This is a genomic window from Mycobacterium ulcerans subsp. shinshuense, from assembly GCF_002355775.1.
Lineage (GTDB): Bacteria > Actinomycetota > Actinomycetes > Mycobacteriales > Mycobacteriaceae > Mycobacterium > Mycobacterium marinum.
In genome coordinates this window covers 2,571,843-2,592,649 of the sequence record NZ_AP017624.1, presented here as the reverse complement: position 1 = coordinate 2,592,649, position 20,807 = coordinate 2,571,843, and the positions used below count along the sequence as shown (strand labels likewise).

The window sequence follows — 20,807 nt, the reverse complement described above, 5'->3', positions numbered from 1 at the left end:
GGCGTACTCGTCGAACCTTCACCCCAAAAACGCTGCGAGGCTTGACCTTCTCATGCATTCGCGCTCGTTGACGGCCAGCCGGGAGACGCCGGCAGGGTCGGAAACAACGACCGGTCATATTCCTCGCCGGGCACAAAGTCGGGGTGCGGGGGCGCCTTCGCGAGACAGGTGTCTCTGTCTTCGGCAGCACCCGGCCAGTCCGACCCCACTCCAGCTGCGACGAACCACCCACCCTGGCGGCTGGTGATCCTCCAACCGGCGAAAACATCGATCGACGGCGCGCGCGCCGGTCCCTGCTGGGCGGGCGGCGGCGCAACAGGCTTGACAGGAGCGGTCATGGTGATCCGCATCTTATCGATACCCGAATACGGTTCTGGCCCTACAACATGCGCGCACCACCATCCTCCACGCAAATAGCTTTCACTGGCGACGCCGAACGTGTATTCGCAGACTATTACCGTCACGTCGCGGCCGGATGTCGTCACCGACAGAATGTGATCGCGCTGGGTGCCCACCCACCGAGGCTCCCGCGGGTCGTCGGTCTTGGGCCACAGAAACTGTGTGCTGATCGGATCGTGGATGGATTTGTTGGGATCAACCGACTGCGCAAAACCCGGATAAAGATACTTGTCATCACGGGTGATGGAGGCCAGCAGGAACGACTCGGTGTAGGCACGCACCACCACCGCGGGCCACGCGGTAACGTCGATACCGGGTTCGGCCGTCCACACCATAGTGAAATCGTCCAGCGCCGCAGGCCAGCCCGCCGGCGCCACCGCAGACGTACTGGCCGGACCCTCACCCGAGCGCCCACCCGAACCGCATCCGCCGACCAACAGCACAGCAACCGCCAAAAACGCTGCGATGGTTCGCAACTCGGGTCGGATTCGCATCACTTCCTGCCCTGATCGGGGTGCGGGACACCAACGATATCGTCGTAGCGGCTGACCAACGCCGCATCCGGGGACAAGCTCTCGCTGGGCGGCCTGGGTTCGAGCGACTGCGACAAAGCGGGGCCAATGACGTTGCTGTATTGACCGGGGGTAACGCCCTGCGGCTCAAGTTCTTCCAGCGTCGCGATGCGCCCGTTGGGGTGGTCGTCGTCGTAGACGATGTAACCGGGCGGCAACCCGGTGACGGTATGTCCCGTTCCGGGCATGGCGTTGAGGATCTCCTGGTCGGCCATGCCCAAAGACATGGGCTGTATCGGATTTTCGGTCGGCGCGGTCGGTGCTGGCCCGAGGATGCCATTTTCCAGGTTCTGGCCCAGGACGCCGATGGTAGGACCAGCGATGCGGCCGACCCCGGGGACAAAGCCACCAGCTGCGGTGAGACCTTGTAAGCCCGTTTCATATGCCGATTTCTTGGACTGTTATTCCGAGACATCCTGGTGATAGCCATTGTCCTCGTTGGCTTGAAACCCGTTGTGGGCCCCGACGTCGACCAGCGCCCGCAACGTCGCGGCGTCGTACAGATGCTGGTTGTAACCCGAATGCGTGGGATCAGCGGCAAAGGCGCCCTCGTGAAGCACGGCCTGCACGTATGCCTGGCCGTTAAAGTACTGGGCCGCCTCGTTGTCGCTGCTCAGCACCGAGAAGACACCCTTGGCCACCGGCAGCGCACCAGACAGGGTTTTGCCGTCCAGCGGATCACCGAATCCCGGTAATCCCCCAGATGTCTCGGCGATGTTGTTGACGTAGGGCCCCAGCCCGTGGGCCATATCGCGGACCAGGTTCGGGTTCACCTGGCCAAGGGTGTGGTTCCCCGGAAGGTGCAGCAACTCCTGCTGGTTGTTGCCGATGTATGAACTGTAGGCGTGGGCGGTGTCGGCGGCGATCCCTTCCTGCGGACCTTGCACCACCGCCGGGTCTCCCGTCCAGGAAAACAGCGACCCAACACCTTGGCCGTTGTCCTTCCAGTAATGGTGGGTGATGTTTTCCAGGAACTTGTCGTGGTCGGCTCCGGTGACGGTGTCATGCACCACCTGGTGATCCGGCGAGACCGCCGAGAGGACATTGGAGACCGCCGGCTCTAGAACGGGATCGCGTTCGACGTCTTGGCCTTGGCTGGCAGGGTCGGCATGCCAGATCGGCGTGTCCATCATGACCGATGCCTTGTGAATCATTGCGCGATCCAACTCGGTATTCGTCTGAAAGCCCTTGTCCCCGTCCTTGACGATACCGGCGATGTCGTTCATTTGATGTGTGAAGAGTGCTCCCGGCGAATTCAACGCCTGCTGGACGCTTTCAGGCAATTGCGTAACACCACCTTTTACCGTGTCGGAACCCTGCTTGGCCCCGACGGTCAGCGGAGTCTTGGGGAAGCTCATATTCGGGTTGCTCATCAGCTGCCAAAAATCGGCGATCATGCCCCTTTGTGCGCCCAGGCGCTGCTCTGCGGCCGCGAGCGCCTCAACGGACATGCCGTGTTCTTGAGCTTGCAACTGGCTCAACACCGAGGCCTGCTCGGCGGTCAACGGAATCTTGCCCGCCAACTGATCGGGGGTGATAGAACCCAGTACAGCATTGACTCGTCCAGCCGCACCCTGGTCACCAGCGAGTGCATCATGGACGTCTTGTTCAGCTTGTTCAGCCGACTCCGGCTCGTGATTGTCGGCGCCCCAAATCCGAGCGGGGTCGAACCCGTCGACAGCCAGACTTTTCTCCGCGGTTCTCAGGAAATTTGAATACCCGTCGCGGATCGAATTCAGCTCAGCCAGGGCAGCCTGGGTGTCGCGAATCGCGTCGTCTTCGCACGCGTGCATGAAAGCATCCAGTGCTGCCTTGTCCTCAGCGGTGAGCTGGTGGTTTCTCTCAAGCATCACTGCCTGGCCGATCTCATCATCGAGTTGCCGCAGCTGACCCTCGAGTCCAGCGATCTTCCCACTCGAGGATCGCTGCACCTCGGCCAAAGCGGCGGCGATGTTTTCCAGATCCACCCCGATCTTGGGTAATTCCAGGGACTGGGCGCCCAGCGACTGAGCAACTCGCTGCACCTCAGCGGAGTCGTTGATCGGGTGCTCGCCGTTCTGCCGATTCCAGGCTTCCTCGAAGCGGCGCCGGGCCTGATCAAACGCGGCGTCCGCCTCCGCGGTGCACCGGCCGGCAGCATGAAACGCCCCCCCCAGGTCCGAAATCTGCGCCGGGCGACCCGCTTGGAGGCTTTGATCTATCGCCCACGGATCACCACCGGCTTCGGCGATCAGCAGAGGGATACTTATGTAGCGAAGCTGCACTGCACCCTCCGGGGTTTTGGGTCATCCATATCGGCGAAAACGTACCGGCTCCTGCCTCGTAGCGCCGCTGATGACGACTCTTCGGCAGCCACCCGGGCCACCCGCGGTGGACATCCTACGGAGTCGACGCCAAAGGAGCCACGCGCGAATTCTGCCTTACGGCATGAGTTGTCGCCATTCACTCGATGCTCCTGCACTCCGGAGAAGGGACTGCGGAAGCATCGGCCCCCTCGCGCACTCCTGGAGGTGTGGCAACCACATCTGTCCTCGACATCGTCGCCAGCCCAACAGCCACGAGAGTGGGAATCGGCCGCGACAGGAATGGCCTCACCCAGGCCACGACGACCACCCGCTACCCGAACGGCAGGCCCCACCTCGCTCCGAGACATGGCCGGAAGGTGCCCTGTCGGCCGTTGCCGTCTTACTCGGCGTCCCTCTGGATTCACCGTCAGCGGAGCAACGCGCGGAATTCTCACGTGCGGCGCTAGAACCGGTATTCCCCCCGGTCTCAAACGGCGACAAAAGGGGCGCCACGGCCGCGTTGCCAGCACAATCAACCGATCCACGGGGGTAGCCACCATCGCAGCAATACATTCGTCCACGCTCTGGCCCGCCACGACATGGTCGGCACGGTCGGCGCCATGGGTCGCGTCCAGGCCGCCGGCGACAACGCCGCTATGGCGTCGTTTTTCAGCCTCCTGCGAAAGAACGTGCTCGGTCGCCGCCGCTGGGAAACCCGCGAGCACCTGCGCATCGCGATCGCTACCTGGACCGAAACGCACCTACGACCGCCGCCGTCGGCAAGTCGCTCTTGGCCGGTTGCCCCCGTCAGATTCGAAGCAATCATGATCAGTCGCGCCATCCAGGCCGCGTAGCCGAAACTGTCGCCTATCAGTGCGGCAGACCCACCCGCCGATATCTCCACACGGGCAGGTGAGTTGCCCGATGCGCCTATCCAATCCACGATTGGACCGCAAGGTCAGCGCCAGCGACGGGAGGCTCATATCATGGCTGACGACATATCAGCTCGATTCTGGCTACCACCACCGCCGACGCATCCTCGCGAAGGTCATCAACGATGACCCATGCTCCACTCACGGCAACACATTTACGGCAACGAATAGCCTTGTGGCGTGACTACTAACCCCCCACCCGCCGCGCAATGGGTACCGAACTATCCTCCCCAGCCGGTAGCAAGCCCGCGCACGTGGCCACTCGTCGCCCTGGCCATCATCGCCATAGTGGGTGTTGTGCTCGGGGCCGCAGCACTAGTTGTGGCACTCACGCGCCCAGGGAACGCAGGATCCGCCGCGGCCCCAACAACGACAGCCTCGCCGACATATACAGCTGAGGAGATCGCCGCAGCGCATCAGAAGTTGTGTGAGGTGTACAAGCTGGCTGCGCGTTCTGTGCAGATCGACACCAATGGCGGCGATCCAGCGCTCGCCGGCGTAACTGGTGTGAATGGCGCGGTGATGTTGGAGCAAGCACTGCGTACGGCCCCAGCGCTGGCTCCCGACGAGCGCGACGCCGCCTTTGCACTGGCCGAGGCCTACACCAATGCAAATGCCGTAGCGAGCTTTTCGACTGGACGTGGCGATCCTGCATGGCGGGCAGCGGCCGACGACGTCATCGCCAAGGATGCGGAAATGAGGGCGACCTGTGGTGGGGGCTGACCTACCACCCGGCAAGTAGTCTGCATGGCTGGTCGGCGCTTGGTGGCCCGCATTGCCAGACGCACCCGCGACCGGTGCTACTTACTGGCGCGGGGCGGGGGCAATCAAGCATAACGAGGCGCGCGATCTCCAGAACGAACGATCGCAATTAGCAGTAAATCAGGGCCGCACCGCCGACGACCTAATGGACCGTTACTGGCGGGGCGAACAACGTCTCACCGCTATCGGCGACCAGTGCGATACTAAGAGTGTCCAGAGCGGCCGTGTAGTCGATGCAGTCAACAACCTGCGTGATCGGCTGCGCGACATCGCTCATTCGGGCAATGATGAGACTGACCGAATTCTGTCCGGCAAAGGGCCAACGGAAGCAAAAGTTGCTGCGGTGAACGCCGTTATCGCTGAGAGAAACAGCGAAGCCGCCAACGCGGCAGCAACGACGATGTCCAACATCATAGACGCGACGCAGCGGGTACTCGATGCAACCATCGGCGGCAATGCGCGAACCTGGCTGAGTCAGCTTGGCGCGGACATCGACGGCCCACCACCGACACTCCCAATCACCCAAAACGACCTGGATTCCCCACCGCACACCCCGCCCGAATCATCAACGTTAGGTTTGGCTCTGCAGGACGCATCGGCCCCTAACGAGATTGCGCCAGAGCCACCGCCATCGTCAACTGTCGGCGGAGCCCTTGCGTCCCACGGTTCTTCGACTTCTGCTGTAGTAGCGCCTACGCCTTCACCAGGAGACACAACGTTTGGTGGAGCTATTCGGGGACTGCCAGGCGCACCAGCGTCGCCGACTGGCTTCCCCCCCGCCCCCTCGCCCCTCCAGCCCGGTGCCCCCGCAGTCGGCGTCGGAGGCCCATCAATCCCCGGCGTCTCGACACCTGCAACGTCTGCTCCCCCCTTATCGCCACAGTCCCTGGCTCAGTCTTTTACGAATGGAATGTCGACGGGCGCCCCGGCGGCAGCCGGTGCGAACTCCATATCTGCCGGCGCAATGACCGCGGCCACTGAGCCCCCGCCCCCGACGACCGCTCCTTCGGCGGCGCCGCTCATACCCCCCTCGACCGTCCCAGCCACTGGTGCGGGTTTCACCCATGTTCCAGACGCAGGCCTTGGTGCGGCCCCCACAAGCCCTCCGCCTGTGGCACCACCGACCAGCGACATGACCGGCGGCGTGACGGCCGTAGCCCCGATGATGGCCGGCGGCCCTGTCACTGGATCGGTAGCACCGGCGGTCGGGGCGCCCGCGGGGCCGCTGCCCGCCTACGGCTCTGATCTGCGTCCACCGACCGTTGCGCCGCCAGCCGTCCCTTCAGCACCGACCGGCCCAGTGTCAGGCGCGCCGGTGGCCTCACCCTCATCGTCACCGTCCGCCGGTGGGTCGATGGTGTCACCGGTCGCAAAATCCGCCGCCCACGATGCCGCCCAGGCTCAAACTACGAGCGGGCCGACGTCGATGGCCGGCGCGACAGCCGCTGCCACCACCGGGGCGGTGACTGGCGACTCAGCGAAACGATCTGCCGAGCAGCAACGCTTGCGTCGCATCGTCGATGCGGTGGCCCGTCAAGAACCGGGACTATCGTGGGCCGCCGGACTACGCGACGACGGACGAACCACGCTGCTGGTCACCGACCTTGCTGGCGGCTGGATTCCACCCCATGTTCGGCTGCCCTCGCACGTGACCCTGCTGGAACCGGCCACGCGGCGCAGTGATATCGGCGCGGCCGACTTGCTGGGTGCGGTCACCATCTCGGCAGTGCACCAACCGCACGGCTACATTGGCGAGCCGGGAAGAGACGCGCCGAAACTGGCCGGGGACCGCGCGGCGCGGATTGCTCCCGAGATCGACGAACTCGGGCCAACGCTGGCCGAGCACGTGCGTCGCCGCGACGGCTTGCCCCGGGTTGCGCAGGTGGTGGCGGTGGCCGCCGCACGCAATTACGGGGTGCCGGACAACGAGGCGGAGTTGCTGCGCGACAGGGCCAGCGACATTCACCGTTCGGTTCTTGCGGCATACCCGCACCATGATTTGGCCGAGGCCACCGATTGGATGCTGCTGGCAGCCATTGACGCCCTGATCGACGGCAACCGCACGGCAGCGAACTATCACCTAGCCTGGGCAATGGCGGCGATGTCAATGAGGAGACCCACATGACCATCAACTCCGTTCCGGAAAGCTATGGCCACGCGACAGGCATGCCGGCGCCGATACCGCTGGCACCCGGACCTGTCCACCCTGGCGGAACGTCACCGGTTGATGCTGCGATGGCGGGATTTGGCATGGCCACCAACGCCGATCTGGGACCCGTAAACGGCGAGATCGCCGCCGATGATGCCGATCGCCGAGCCCACGCGGCCGATGCCGCGGCGAAGTTCCCGGCGAATGAGGCCGATGCCGCCCAACAGTTCCAAGGCGTGGGCGCCGACGGAATGGCCCAAATGATCCCGCAGATGGCATCGGGTATCGGCGGTGCGCTCGGCGGTGTGCTCGGCCCGCTGACGCAAATACCCCAGCAGGCGCTGCAGGCCGGGCAGGGCGCGCTGCAGCCGCTGATGGGCGCGCTTCAGCAATCCGCCGGCGTTGAGGGCTTGGAGGCCGCGGACGGGGCCAGGCTGGTCGACAGTCTTGAAAGCGAACCCGGTCTTGGCGGCGGCGGAGCTGGTGAGCTCGGCACAGGCGGCGGAGGCGGTGGCGGTGGCACCATCCCGACGGGCTATCTGGGCCCGCCGCCCGTGCCGACGTCATCGCCGCCCACTACTCCTGCCGGGGCGCCGACCAAGCCCGCATCAATGATGTCCACGAGTGGCACACCGTCGAGCTCCACACCGATGGGGGCGACCGGCATGCCCATGATGCCGCCGGGTGCAATGGGTGCCGGCGGCACCGGGGGCAGCAAGGAAAAGCCGGCCGAAAAGCGGGTGACCGCCCCGGGCGTGCCCAATGGCCAGCCGGTCAAAGGCCGCTTGACGGTTCCGCCGAGCGTCCCGGTCAAATCCGTCGACGGCAAACCACCCGTGGTCACCCGATCGACACGGCCAATCCTGCTCCCTGATCGCAACGAAATCGGGCGCAATATCTCCGATGAGAAGACGGACGGCAACGAGTAACGACGCGGCGTCAGCGTTCGACCCGGTTTGCGTGCAGACCGATGCGTGAAGATCCGCGGAGCGCCACAACCAGCCACCGAACCAGTCCGGTGTTCCTCACACCCCGGCTGGTACTCGTTCCGCCGTCTTGCGCATCTCTTGTCGCAGCGACGTGAACTCCGAGATCGTCCTGGTCGCCACCGACGCCACCGGTCGCGCGTTGCCGCCGGTGGGTTCGGTTTTGGACACCATCACCACGCTGTCGATGTAGGGCTCGATGGTGGTGGCGTTCTGCACCGTCGCGACGATCACCAGCTGGAAGCCGAACTTGCGGAATGCGTGCAGCGCCTGCTGCGCGAATTGGGGGTCGGACTTCGAGAACGCCTCGTCGAGCATCAGCTGCGCGAAAACCGGCTTGTTGTTGTCACTTTCGGGGCTGGCCAGGTTGAAGCTCAGCGCGCCGGCGAGGCAGAACGCCATCAACTTCTCCTGCTCGCCACCGGAGTTGTCGCCGGCGTTGCTGTGCGTGCGGATCAGTTCCTCGGTGTCGACGTCCCATTCGGCGCAGTCGAACGTGAACCGGTTGCGCACGTCGAGCGCGTCGCGCGTCCACGCCTTGTCCTCCGGCGCCGTGGAGGCCAGCCGGTTGCGTAGTCGGAGGATCTCGGCGTACTGGTCGAGGATCGCCTGCTTGTCGCCCAGCCCGACCTCGGCGATGCGCCGCGAGATGGACCGCACGATCTGGGTCAGCTCATCCACCGCTACCAGGTGCCGCGGGGTCGCCCGCAACGTCAGCCTGGTGCCACGGTTGAACTCCACCGCCGCCAAACCCGTGTTGACGCGCTCGATCTGGCCGCTGATCCGTCGCGCCTCCTGCTCGGCGACACGGTGCAGCGTGAGGATCGCATCGGGCGCCTGCTCGGTGACCAGCCGCATCATCCGCTCGTAGGCTTCGGGAAGTTCGCGTTCGTCAATGTGGCGGCACAGCGCGACGTAATCGTGCACACGCTCGTCAAAATCGTCGGAGTCATTCGGAATCGCATCGGGAAACGACGTGTCGAACGTGTTCAGGATGCGGGCCAATTCGTCATAGGAACGACGGCGGCTTTCACGCAGTTGTTCACGTTCCTTCTTGATCGCGGCGAACAGCGCATCGCGGTGAGGTTCCGGGTCAAGCAGCTCTAGCGCGACGGGCAGCTGCGCGGCGTAGCGCTGCAGCAGCTCTGTCAACGGCTCGGACACGAACGCCGGGGACAGCCGCTCCTGGAGCTCCAGCAGCCGGGTGCGCCGCTCGTCGAGGCTGTCGCGGCGCGTCTGGATCGCGCCGCGGCGCGTCATCAGTTTCTGAATCTGCGACCAGCATTCGTCGGCGCGGGCGTTGAGCGCCTCGATGTCGGGTTTGTCGGCCATCAGCAGTTCGTACTGCTCGCGCAGCCGCGCGGCATGCCCGTCGGCGGTCTCGGTGTCGATCTGACTCCACTGCGGGTATTGCTCGCAGATCGCCTTGCACGCCGCCGCCCGGTCGCGCCACTGCTGGCGCTGGGCGGCGATGTCGTCGGCGGTGCGGCGGGCCTTCTGATAGGCCTCCTCGGCGGCCGTCAGCTCGACGGTCAGCGCGTTGATCTTCGCGGTGACGTCGCCCTGGTAGAGGTACTCGGACAGCTTGACCGGTCGCCGGTCATCCTTGACGGCCAGCCGGTCGGAGTCCTTGTACAGCCCCGTGTCGGTGACCGCGCGGCGGAACCGCGAGAATACGTCGGGAGTATCGACGCACACATGGTCGCCGGCTCCGGTGATGACGTCGACAGCTTCGGCGGCACAAAGATGCTTCGGATCGACGGGGAAAAGCTTGCCCGCCAACGTGTTCGGCTCGGGCTCAGCAGGTTCGGCGCCGCGGAACTTCGCCCGCACGTGGTGCAGCTGCAGTCGGCCCCGCATGTCGGTCTCGTTGACGAACCGCAGCACCTTCTCCCAATGCTGGTCGGGCACCAGTAGCCGCAGGCCCACCCCGCGCAGCACCTTCTCGACAGCGAGGCGCCAGCGGGTCTGGCCGGGACTGAGATCCAGCAGTTCGGCGATGTAGGGCAGCTCGGCGGCGTCGACTTTGATTGCAGCGCAGATGTGGTCGCGCATCGCGAGCGCGAACTCCGGCAGCGCCGAACCGACGTGTTCGACGCGCTTGAGCTCCTTGGCGACATCGTCGCGGGCGATGCGGGCAGCCTTCTGCGCGTACTCGGCGTCGGTGGATGCCTCTCGGTTTCGTTCGACCTTGGCGAGCAGTTCGGTGGCCTGCGCGAGCAGTTCCTCGCGAAGGTTCCAGAACTCGTCTGCGGTGTCGGGTATTTCGATACCCTGGGCGGCCAGCATGTCCTCGTAGATCGTTCGGCGGCGCTCCACCTGCTCGGCCTGGGTCTCGGCGGCGGTGACCTGCGATTGCAGCGGAGCGATGTTCGCGCTGGAACCGCTGATCTGCGCGTTGAGCGAATCCGCCTCGGCCTTGGCCAGATTGAGGCTGCGGGTAACGTCCTCGTATTCGTTTTCGAGCTGGTCGACGGTGCCGTCGAGCGTGGCGATCTGGGCGGGACATTGCGCAAGCCGGGCGTGGTCGGTGTAGGCGCGCACCATCGGCGCGTCGACGAGGTCGATGATGCCGAGGTCGGAGGACTCCGAGGCGTAGCGCTGCTGGATCTGTTCGATGTCGCCCAGGATCTTGCGTTTCTTCTGCGCAACGGCCAGCAGTTCGCGAGCCTCGACCAGGGGGTCGATCTGCTTGAGCGCCTCGGGCAGCCGGGCCAGGCTGTCGGGTTCGTCGAGCATGAATTCGCGGACGAATTGCTCTAGCCCACCAACTCTTTTCAACGACTTGGCCTTACCGAGCAGCTGCTGGGCGGCGTCGGACGCGCGAATGCCGATCGCCGCGTAGAGCTGGGCGAGGTACTGCGATTCGACCTTGGTGGAAAACCGCCCGTCTTCTTTGAAGACTCCTGCGTCGAAACGGCCGGAGGCCCTGCGGTTGCAGACTTCCTCGATGTCGAGGTCACCGTCACCGAGTACGAAGCGGCTCGACGAGTCGTTGCGGGACTCGCCTGTCAGCCATTTGAGCACCAGGCCGGTGACGGTGCGGCCAGAATCACTGGCGTAGGTGACGGCCACGGCCGACCAGGCGGTGCCGTCGCCGCGCAGATACATCACCCGGCTGGTGCCGCCGTCGCTGCGCTGGCCCCAGGCGCCGCGGACGTACTTGTCGACAGTGCGGCGCCCGGCGCTGGACCCGGCGGCGGTGTTGTCTCCGGACGCGTTGAAGTTGCGGCGATTGAACGGCAGGAATCCCAGCGAAATCGCATCCAGCAGTGACGATTTGCCGCTGCCGGAGGCTCCGGCGATGAGTGCGCCGCCTACGCTGAACGGGATCGAGTGGTAGCCGTCGAACACGCCCCAGTTGATGACCTGCAGCCGAGACAGGTGGAACTGTTCAGTCACCTTCGGGTTCTTCTTCCTCTGCTGGCGCACCGCCGTTGAGCAGCTGCTCGAACTCCTGCTGCAGCTCGGTGATCACCGAGGCAGTCATCACGGCGGTGATGACGGGGCTGATCGTGTAGCTGTCCTCGTCGTCGCGGGTCTTGCGCAGGATCTCTAGGCCGGTCAGCCGGGCGATGCGCCGTCGATGCGGCCGGCGAACGAGACCGCGTCGCGGTCGGTGTCGTTGAGCACCCCGGAGAATAGGCCGTGCATCTCCTCACGGCTGATCAGGACGGTCTGCCCACCGGAGGCACGCATCATCTGGGCCAGGTGCAGGGCAAGGATCGAGTCGTAGGTGCCGAGCGGCTCGCGGCGTAAAAGCTTGATTCCCCTCGCAGACTCGTAGCGGGCCTGTTCGACAAAAGCGACATCGACGGCGTCGACGATGCGCAGCAGCAAGTCGAGTTCGGAGAGCCGGACGGCCAGGTCCTTGCGGTATTCTAGCACCCAACTGTAGACGTCGGCGTCGGCTTCGGCGCTGATGTAGCGGCGGGTAGCAGGTGCTGCAGGGCCCAACAGGCCCGGTCGGGCAGTTCGGAGATGTCGCCGTCGAAGCGCGGCCGGCGCTGAACCGGTGGGCGGGCATTCTGGTCGACCTGAGGGAGTGAGGAGAAGTCGATGTCGACTTCATCGTCTTGGAGGGTCACGTGCTGACTCCGGCGATGGTGTTGATGGGCTCGGTAAATGTCAAACGAGGTACCGCGATTTCGAGGTCACGGCCGTCCAGGGAGCGGAAGCGGACGGCGGTCGACTCGGCGGTGTCGGGGTTGGGCTGTTTGAGGGCCCAGGACCACAGCACGATGACGTGGCCCAGGTAGGCGGTGTCGAGCATGGCGACGGCGTCGGGTAGCGCGACAGGCCCCGCGGTGATCGCGTGGTTGAGCATGTCGGACATCGCGGGCGCGTCGACCTGGGTGGTGAAGGCGGCGAAGCTGGTGAGGTCGACCTCGGTGTCGCCGGGTTTGGCGGGCTTGGGGTTGGACAGGTCGCCGATCCGGAAGCCGAGGGCACCGACGGAACTGATCGCGTGCCGCGCCAGCGGGACCTCGATGTCCAGCCGTGAGTCGGTGAACGACGACTTGAGCAGGGCGCGGGCTGCGGCGATGGCTTCGTTGAGTTGGCGGGCGACACCGCGGCTCTGTTCCATGGTGCCGAACGCGGTGAAGCGTTTGACGCGCTGGGCGCAGCGCTGCTGGATGCGCTCGACTTCGTCGATCTGATGGCCCACGAGCTCGAAGAAGCCGGCCATGACCTTGCGCAGGGCCGGGTCGAGGCTGCGCAGGGCTTCGGCGACGGCGGCGACGTCGGCCTCGAACTCGGCGCGTTGGTCGGGGTCGTTGATCATGCGCAGGAAGGCGCGGTGGGAGTCGCGGCCCTGGGAGTCCCATGCGGCCTGGTAGTCGCTGTACATCTGGCGTTGGCGGTCGCGGTACTCGGCGTTGGAATCGATGGGTTCATCGAGGGCGGAGGTAGCCCGCTCGATCATCGTGCCGTACTGGCCGATATCGGTGATCAGGTGTTCCATCTGCAGGGCGATCGCGCGGGCCTCGTCGTAGCAGTCGGTGACATCGGTTTGGGGACGCTGGCCAGCATCGAGCTGGTCAAGCTCCTCGTGGAGCGCGGCGATTTCGGCTTCGATGTGTTTGCGGATCCGGGCGGGGTCGTTATCCACTTTGACGGCCACTTGCTTGAGGCGCGCGGCGATGCCCGTAATCGAGCCGCCGGTGGCGATGGTGTCCTGGCAACGCAAGCCGCGGAGAAAGTCCAGCGCCCGGCGAGCGTCCTGGGTCAGATAGCAGACATTCTGGCCGTGGCGCTCGTCGACGATGCGGTGCAGCCAGCCCTGCGCGGCCCAGGACTTGATCAGGGCGAGCCCGGGCTGCGGATCGTTGACGTCTTCGAGGTCGCGCTCGAGCTGTACGACGAGCTCGGTCTCAGGCAGCGCCCCGTCGCTGAGGTGGCGCTCCATGAGCGTCGCGTAAAGGCTGAGGTTGGTGGTGGCGAGCAGGCGAATGGCGCGAGAGCCCTGCAAGTCGCGATTGAGATCGAGCAGCTCGGTCGCCGACAGTCCCGCGTTGTCGTCGTGCATCTGCGTCCTCGATCTGTAGTTGGTCGGACGCCTCAACATAGGGCAAGACGGCGACATCTCTGGTGTCGGCCCAGTCCGTGTCGGGCGGGATTTTTGGGGTGTGCACGCCAGCGCACACCAAGCCCGGCGTTCGTCGGCACACCAGCTAAGCGTCACCGTGACGAACCTCCCGGTATGCCCGGCGGCGCGCGTTGATCGATGGCAACAGAGATGGACCCGTGTTGTTGGACGGCGGGTTAGGTGGCGCCGCAGGGCTCCGGCGTTGTTGATTAGCAGGCTTGTGAGCTGGGGAATTGTGGATTGAGGAGGTCTAGGCGGCGGTTGGCGGTCAAAGCGGTGATCCGGCAGGCTTCGGCGATGTTGTCGGCGCCGTTGAGGCGGTGCAGATTGATCGCGGTGTTGCGTAGCGTTGCTAGGACCTGTGCGCCGTTTCCGGTATGTGCCCTTTGACGGTCTTCGTCGAAGGTGACGTCGCGTATCCAGTGCAGGCTGTTCTCGATTCCCCAGTGTTGACGCATCCAGGTCATGATCGCGGTAGGGCGGGCGTGCTCGAACGGCAGGCTGCAGATGGCATAGACCACCTCCACGCTGCGCTGGTCGGTGGCGGTGATCAAGCGTTCACGAGTGATCCGGATGATTTGTTTTGCGTAGGGGAAGCCGATTCCTCGTGCAGCGGTGATGATTTGCAGGGTGCGGGTCTCGACACGGCCGTGGCCGCGGGAGTCGTCGGTAGCGGCTGCGGGCACCTCGGCCCAGGGCAGCGCGGTGATACGCGCAAGTATTTTGGCTTGGTTGGACTTGACGATCATCAGGTAGTGCGACTTCAAGGTGGCGCAGATCAACTTCGCGGTGACGACCTGGGTATGCATCGCATCCACGGTGACCAGCCACCGCAAGCTACCCGGCAGCAGCGTGAGCAGGGCACGTACGCAGGGCTCCGGCGTTGTTGATTAGCAGGCTTGTGAGCTGGGGAATTGTGGATTGAGGAGGTCTAGGCGGCGGTTGGCGGTCAAAGCGATGATCCGGCAGGTTTCGGCGATGTTGTCGGCGCCGTTGAGGCGGTGCAGATTGATCGCGGTGTTGCGTAGCGTTGCTAGGACCTGTGCGCCGTTTCCGGTATGTGCCCTTTGACGGTCTTCGTCGAAGGTGACGTCGCGTATCCAGTGCAGGCTGTTCTCGATTCCCCAGTGTTGACGCATCCAGGTCATGATCGCGGTAGGGCGGGCGTGCTCGAACGGCAGGCTGCAGATGGCATAGACCACCTCCACGCTGCGCTGGTCGGTGGTGGTGATCAAGCGTTCACGAGTGATCCGGATGATTTGTTTTGCGTAGGGGAAGCCGATTCCTCGTGCAGCGGTGATGATTTGCAGGGTGCGGGTCTCGACACGGCCGTGGCCGCGGGAGTCGTCGGTAGCGGCTGCGGGCACCTCGGCCCAGGGCAGCGCGGTGATACGCGCAAGTATTTTGGCTTGGTTGGACTTGACGATCATCAGGTAGTGCGACTTCAAGGTGGCGCAGATCAACTTCGCGGTGACGACCTGGGTATGCATCGCATCCACGGTGACCAGCCACCGCAAGCTACCCGGCAGCAGCGTGAGCAGGGCACGTACGCAGGGAATTTCATTGCTTTTCTCGGCGACAGCGAGTTGACCGAGCACCAATCGGGCACGGTGGGCGAACACCGACACGAGATGCGTGGCTGTCGCTTTGGCGCGTAAAGCACCACGCAGCATCTTGCCGTCCAACGCGATCGGCACCAATCCACTGGGGTCGCTGCTGGCCACGTGTGCAGTGAAGTAACTGCCCATCCTGGCGTTGAGGTCGGCGGGGTCTAGCCGAGACAAAACAGCGCGGAAGGTCTTCTCACTGGGCCGCCGGAACCGGACCCCTAATTGGGCCAACACATCATCGGGAGCGGTGGCCGCCCATGTGGCAAAACCAGCATAGCCGCGCATCCCCGCGGCAGTGGCCAGAACCGCGATCGCCAACAAAGCCATCAGCGAATACCTCCGACCGCGTGGGCCCCTCGGGTCTGGCACCGAGGCCAACACATCGAAAAACTCCGATCCGATGAGCTCGCTGCGCCCACCAGGACTCCAGCGGTCGAACACCTCTGGAACCGACGACACAGGCAATACTGAAACGATAGGCACGGGCAACTCCAGACCAACGACGAACAGTAACCAACTCGATCGTTCTCCAGATAGCCCGTGCCTACACTCCGGCCCCAATAGCGCGGCACCAAAGATCATCAACCCAGCTCACAAGCCTGCTAATCAACAACGCCGGAGCCCTGGGCACGTACGCAGGGAATTTCATTGCTTTTCTCGGCGACAGCGAGTTGACCGAGCACCAATCGGGCACGGTGGGCGAACACCGACACGAGATGCGTGGCTGTCGCTTTGGCGCGTAAAGCACCACGCAGCATCTTGCCGTCCAACGCAATCGGCACCAATCCACTGGGGTCGCTGCTGGCCACGTGTGCAGTGAAGTAACTGCCCATCCTGGCGTTGAGGTCGGCGGGGTCTAGCCGAGACAAAACAGCGCGGAAGGTCTTCTCACTGGGCCGCCGGAACCGGACCCCTAATTGGGCCAACACATCATCGGGAGCGGTGGCCGCCCATGTGGCAAAACCAGCATAGCCGCGCATCCCCGCGGCAGTGGCCAGAACCGCGATCGCCAACAAAGCCATCAGCGAATACCTCCGACCGCGTGGGTCCCTCGGGTCTGGCACCGAGGCCAACACATCGAGAAACTCCGATCCGATGAGCTCGCTGCGCTCACCAGGACTCCAGCGGTCGAACACCTCTGGAACCGACGACACAGGCAATACTGAAACGGTAGGCACGGGCAACTCCAGACCAACGACGAACAGTAACCAACTCGATCGTTCTCCAGATAGCCCGTGCCTACACTCCGGCCCCAATAGCGCGGCACCAAAGATCATCAACCCAGCTCACAAGCCTGCTAATCAACAACGCCGGAGCCCTGTCGGCTCGACGATCAACATGGCGAATGTGGCGGCAACCGCGCCCACCACTGCGGTGTTAGCGGCCGGTGCGGATGAGGTGTCCGCGGTCATCGCCGCCTTGTTCGCCGCGCACGGCCAGGCCTACCAAACCTTGAGCGCTCAGGCGGCTCAATTTCATGACCAGTTCGTTGCGGCGATGACCTCGGCCGCGGGGGCCTACTCGGGCGCCGAAGCCGCCAACGTCTCGCCGCTGCAATCGCTGCTTGACGCGGCCAACGGGGAGACGATGGCGATGTTGGGGCGCCCGCTGATCGGCAATGGAGCCGACGGGGCACCGGGCCAGGCCGGTGCGGACGGTGGCTTGTTGTTCGGCAACGGCGGCAACGGCGGCAGCGGGCTGGCCGGCCAGGCGGGTGGGGTCGGTGGGGCCGCCGGCCTGATCGGTAACGGCGGCAATGGCGGCGCCGGCGGTGCGGGGTCGAACGGATTGGCCGGCGGCAGCGGCGGCGCCGGTGGGTGGCTGATCGGCAACGGCGGCAATGGCGGCGTCGGTGGGATCGGCTCGGCGGCCGTCGGTAACGGCGGGTCCGGGGGTGCCGGCGGGGCGGCCGTCGGGCTGTTCGGAAACGGGGGCATCGGCGGGGCCGGCGGGGGCGCCGAACGACTCAACGGCGGCGCCGGCGGCGCCGGCGGCGCCGCTGTCGGGTGGTTCGGCGATGGCGGGGCGGGCGGCGCCGGCGGCCCTGTGGTGCCCACGGCGGCCCTGGGCGGGTTGGGCGGGGCCGGTGGTGCCGGCGGTAATGGCGGACAACTGTGGGGCGACGGCGGGGCCGGCGGGCTCGGTGCGTTCGGTCAGCACGGCGGCGGGGCCGGCGGTGCCGGGGGCAATGCCGGAATGGTCGGCAACGGTGGCGACGGCGGCACCGCTCTCGGTCTCGCCCACGGCGGCGACGGGGGCACCGGCGGGACGCTGATCGGTAACGGCGGTGCGGGCGGCGGCGCGACGATGTCAGACGCCGGGGACGGCGGTGATGCGGTCGGCCTGATCGGCAGCGGCGGGGCCGGCGGAGCGGCCGGGGGCGGACTCGGCAACGGCGGCAACGGTGGAAACGGCGGCGAGGCCGCGCTCATCGGCAACGGTGGTGCTGGTGGTGACGCGGGCACGTCCGGGAGCAGTCGCAACTTCGGGGACGGCGGCAACGGCGGCGATGCACAGTTGATCGGCAACGGCGGCAACGGCGGGCGCGGCGGTGTCAATGGAACCGGGGGCACCGGCGGCAACGGCGGGACGGTGGCCGGGGCAAACGGGACCGACGGGCCCTAGCCGGAAACCCGCGGCCGACCGGGTCGGCCCTAGGCGAAAGCCTCCACCGGCGGGCAGGAGCAGACCAGGTTGCGGTCGCCATAGGCGCCGTCGATACGGCGCGCCGCCGGCCAGACTTTCGGCCGAAACGCGGTGCCGAGCGGGTAGGCCGCTTCCTCGCGGGTGTACGGGTGGTCCCACTCGCCCACCAGCAAACACTGCGCCGTGTGTGGCGCGCCCCGTAGCGGATTGTCGTCAACGGGCCACTGTCCGGACCCGACCCGGTCGATCTCGGCGCGGATGCTGATCATCGCGTCGCAGAACGCGTCGACCTCGGCCAGGCTCTCGCTTTCGGTCGGCTCCACCATCAGCGTGCCGGCCACCGGGAAGCTCATGGTAGGTGCGTGAAATCCATAGTCTGCCAACCGCTTTGCGACATCGTCGACAGTCACTCCGGTTGCCTTGGTGATGCCGCGCAGGTCCAGGATGCACTCGTGGGCGACCATGCCGTTCTCGCCGGTGTAGAGCACCGGGAAATACTCGTCCAGACGCCGCGCGATGTAGTTGGCCGAGGCGATCGCGGTCAGCGACGCCGCGCGCAGACCGTCGGCGCCCATCATGCGGATGTAGGCCCAGGTGATGGGCAGGATCGAGGCAGACCCGTAGGGCGCCGCCGACACCGGATCCCCTTGGGGTAGTCCCGGCGCGAACGGATGGCCCGGCAGAAACGGAGCCAGATGCGACCGCACCGCCACCGGACCCACTCCCGGACCACCGCCCCCGTGCGGGATGCAGAAGGTCTTGTGCAGGTTCAGGTGGCTGACATCCCCGCCGAATTTGCCCGGTCGGGCCAGGCCCACCAGCGCGTTGAGGTTGGCGCCGTCGACGTACACCTGGCCGCCGGCGTCGTGCACCGCCGCACAGATGTCGGCAATGTCGTGCTCGTAAACGCCGTGCGTGGAGGGGTAGGTGATCATCAGCGCCGCCAACCGGTCGGCGTGCTCGCCGACCTTGGCACGCAGATCGTCGAGGTCGACATCGCCGTTGTCGTGGCAACCCACCACGACAACCCGCATCCCGGCCAGGGCGGCCGAAGCCGCATTGGTGCCGTGTGCGCTGGACGGGATCAGGCAGATATCGCGGTGCGGCTCCCCCCGGCTGGCGTGGTATTCGTGGATGGCCAATAGGCCGGAGTACTCCCCCTGTGAGCCCGCGTTGGGCTGCAACGAGACCTCGTCGTAGCCGGTGATGGCCGCCAACCAGCCCTGCAGCTCAGTGATGAGCCGACGCAGGCCCGGGGTATCCGAGGCCGGGGCAAACGGATGCTGACGTCCGAGCTCAGGCCAGGTAATCGACTCCATCTCGGTTGCGGCATTGAGCTTCATCGTGCATGAGCCGAGCGGAATCATGCTGCGGTCCAGCGCAATATCTTTGTCCGCGAGTTCGCGCAGGTAGCGCATCATCGAAGTCTCGGTGCGGTAATTGGTGAATGCGGGATGGGTCAAGAACTCTGAGGTGCGCGTCGCGATCTCGGCGCGTGCTGCCTTGGCGGCCGACACCCCGAACGCGTCCAGGACCGCGGTCACGTGCGCGGCGGTGGTTACTTCGTCGCAGGCCACCGACACGTGGTCAGCGTCGACGCGCCATAGGTTGACTCCGCTCGCCTTGGCCGCGGCCACCACCTCATCGGCACGATCGGGTACCCGCGCCAGCACGGTGTCGAAGAACGTGTCGTGCACCAGCGCGTCGCCCAGCGCACCGGCGATGGTCTCGGCATGCCCGTGCACCCGCCGGGCGATGCCGGTCAGCCCATCGGCGCCGTGATAGCTCGCATACATTGCGGCCATCACCGCCAGCAGCACCTGAGCGGTACAGATATTGCTGGTCGCCTTGTCGCGGCGAATGTGCTGCTCGCGGGTCTGCAGCGCGAGACGATAGGCCGGGTTGCCGTCACTGTCGACCGATACGCCGACCAACCGGCCGGGCAACTGCCGGGCGTGCTTGGCGTGCACCGACAGATATCCGGCGTGCGGGCCGCCGAATCCCATTGGAACCCCGAAACGTTGGGTGGTGCCGAACGCGATGTCAGCACCGATCTCGCCGGGCGGCGTGAGAAGTGTCAGCGCCAACAGATCGGCGCCGATGGACACCAGCGCGCCGCGGTCATGGGCCTGCTGGATCAGGGCGGTCCAGTCGGTGATGCGCCCACTCGCCCCGGGCAGCTGGGCGATCACCCCGAAGAATTCGCCGTCAGGCAACCCGTCGCGCAGGTCGGTGGTGACGATCTCGATACCCAACGGCTTGGCGCGCGTGGCCAGCACTGCGGCGGTTTGGGTGAACAGGTCGGCGTCCACCGCGAGATGCTTGGTGGAACTGCGCGTTGCACGGTGCATGAGCGTCATGGCTTCCGCCGCCGCGGTGCCCTCGTCGAGCATCGAAGCATTCGCGATCTCGAGGCCGGTGAGATCGGTGACCATCGTCTGAAAGTTGAGCAACGCCTCGAGCCGCCCCTGGCTGATCTCGGGCTGGTACGGGGTGTAGGCGGTGTACCAGGCCGGGTTCTCCATGATGTTGCGTAACAGAACCTGCGGCGTGAACGTGTCGTAGTAGCCCTGTCCGATCATCGACACGGCCGTGGTGTTGGTGTCAGCCAGCGCACGTAGCTCGGCCAGGGCCTCGGCCTCGCTGGCGGCCGGCAGCAGCTGATCTAGGCCCGGCGCGAGGCTGCTGTCGGTGGGCGTATCGAAAATCCGCGTCGGCACCGCCTTGGCGGCCAAGTCGTCGAGCGAGTCGACGCCGATCACCGCAAGCATGGTCGCGATGGCCTGGTTGTCCAGCCCGATGTGGCGGTCTGCGAAGGTCGACTCGAACATGGAGTGGTCGGACACGGTGACTCCTGACTGGGCAGCGGACGGGCC

8 protein-coding genes and 6 pseudogenes are annotated in these 20,807 nt (G+C 65.6%); 5 read left to right on the top strand and 9 right to left on the bottom strand.

Translation table 11 applies throughout. From position 1 onward, the window contains the following. Positions 1-50: 50 nt before the first annotated feature. Positions 51-893, bottom strand: coding sequence for a hypothetical protein (locus tag SHTP_RS11595; protein WP_231991400.1), 843 nt, complete (start codon positions 891-893; stop codon positions 51-53). Continuing rightward, positions 893-3,235 (bottom strand): annotated as a pseudogene (locus tag SHTP_RS11590) (putative alpha/beta hydrolase). Before SHTP_RS11590 ends, SHTP_RS11595 begins: the two are co-directional and overlap by 1 nt. Positions 3,236-3,804: 569 nt before the next feature. Here SHTP_RS11590 and SHTP_RS28855 point away from each other — a divergent pair. From SHTP_RS28855 to SHTP_RS30390, 4 genes and pseudogenes are all read left to right on the top strand, one after another. Next, positions 3,805-4,084 (top strand): annotated as a pseudogene (locus SHTP_RS28855) (integrase core domain-containing protein); the annotation flags it as partial. A 536-nt stretch (positions 4,085-4,620) separates the two neighbouring features. After that, positions 4,621-4,911, top strand: a complete 291-nt coding sequence (locus SHTP_RS30115) for a hypothetical protein (protein WP_338101606.1) — start codon at positions 4,621-4,623, stop codon at positions 4,909-4,911. Positions 4,912-4,939: 28 nt separating this feature from the next. After that, positions 4,940-7,075: a DUF5631 domain-containing protein gene (locus SHTP_RS28015; protein ID WP_231991603.1), complete on the top strand. Its 2,136-nt coding sequence runs from the start codon at positions 4,940-4,942 to the stop codon at positions 7,073-7,075. 176 nt (positions 7,076-7,251) lie between these two features. Then, a pseudogene (locus SHTP_RS30390) lies at positions 7,252-7,356 on the top strand (hypothetical protein); the annotation flags it as partial. Positions 7,357-8,124: 768 nt separating this feature from the next. Here SHTP_RS30390 and SHTP_RS11555 read toward each other — a convergent pair. The 6 genes and pseudogenes from SHTP_RS11555 to SHTP_RS11530 all read right to left on the bottom strand — a co-directional run. Then, entirely contained in the window at positions 8,125-11,487 is a 3,363-nt protein-coding gene (locus SHTP_RS11555) for an ATP-binding protein (RefSeq protein WP_096370662.1), read from the bottom strand. After that, positions 11,480-12,173 (bottom strand): annotated as a pseudogene (locus SHTP_RS11550) (DUF4194 domain-containing protein). The gene SHTP_RS11555 and the pseudogene SHTP_RS11550 overlap by 8 nt, the downstream one beginning before the upstream one ends. Further along, positions 12,170-13,615 (bottom strand): DUF3375 domain-containing protein, encoded by a 1,446-nt coding sequence (locus SHTP_RS11545; RefSeq protein WP_096370661.1) that lies wholly within the window; start codon positions 13,613-13,615, stop codon positions 12,170-12,172. Before SHTP_RS11545 ends, SHTP_RS11550 begins: the two are co-directional and overlap by 4 nt. A gap of 269 nt (positions 13,616-13,884) precedes the next feature. Then, positions 13,885-14,550: pseudogene (locus tag SHTP_RS11540) on the bottom strand (ISAs1-like element IS2404/ISMul1 family transposase); the annotation flags it as partial. Between the two features lie 15 nt (positions 14,551-14,565). Continuing rightward, positions 14,566-15,768, bottom strand: a complete 1,203-nt coding sequence (locus SHTP_RS11535) for an ISAs1-like element IS2404/ISMul1 family transposase (protein ID WP_420872996.1) — start codon at positions 15,766-15,768, stop codon at positions 14,566-14,568. A 143-nt stretch (positions 15,769-15,911) separates the two neighbouring features. After that, a pseudogene (locus SHTP_RS11530) lies at positions 15,912-16,463 on the bottom strand (ISAs1-like element IS2404/ISMul1 family transposase); the annotation flags it as partial. 94 nt (positions 16,464-16,557) lie between these two features. Between SHTP_RS11530 and SHTP_RS11525 the strand changes: the two are divergent. Beyond that, a complete protein-coding gene (locus SHTP_RS11525; RefSeq protein ID WP_096372432.1) occupies positions 16,558-17,910 on the top strand; it encodes a PE family protein in 1,353 nt (450 codons plus the stop codon). 29 nt (positions 17,911-17,939) lie between these two features. Here SHTP_RS11525 and gcvP read toward each other — a convergent pair whose 3' ends face one another. After that, positions 17,940-20,777: an aminomethyl-transferring glycine dehydrogenase gene (gcvP, locus tag SHTP_RS11520; RefSeq protein WP_096370659.1), complete on the bottom strand. Its 2,838-nt coding sequence runs from the start codon at positions 20,775-20,777 to the stop codon at positions 17,940-17,942. Between the last annotated feature and the right edge of the window lie 30 nt (positions 20,778-20,807).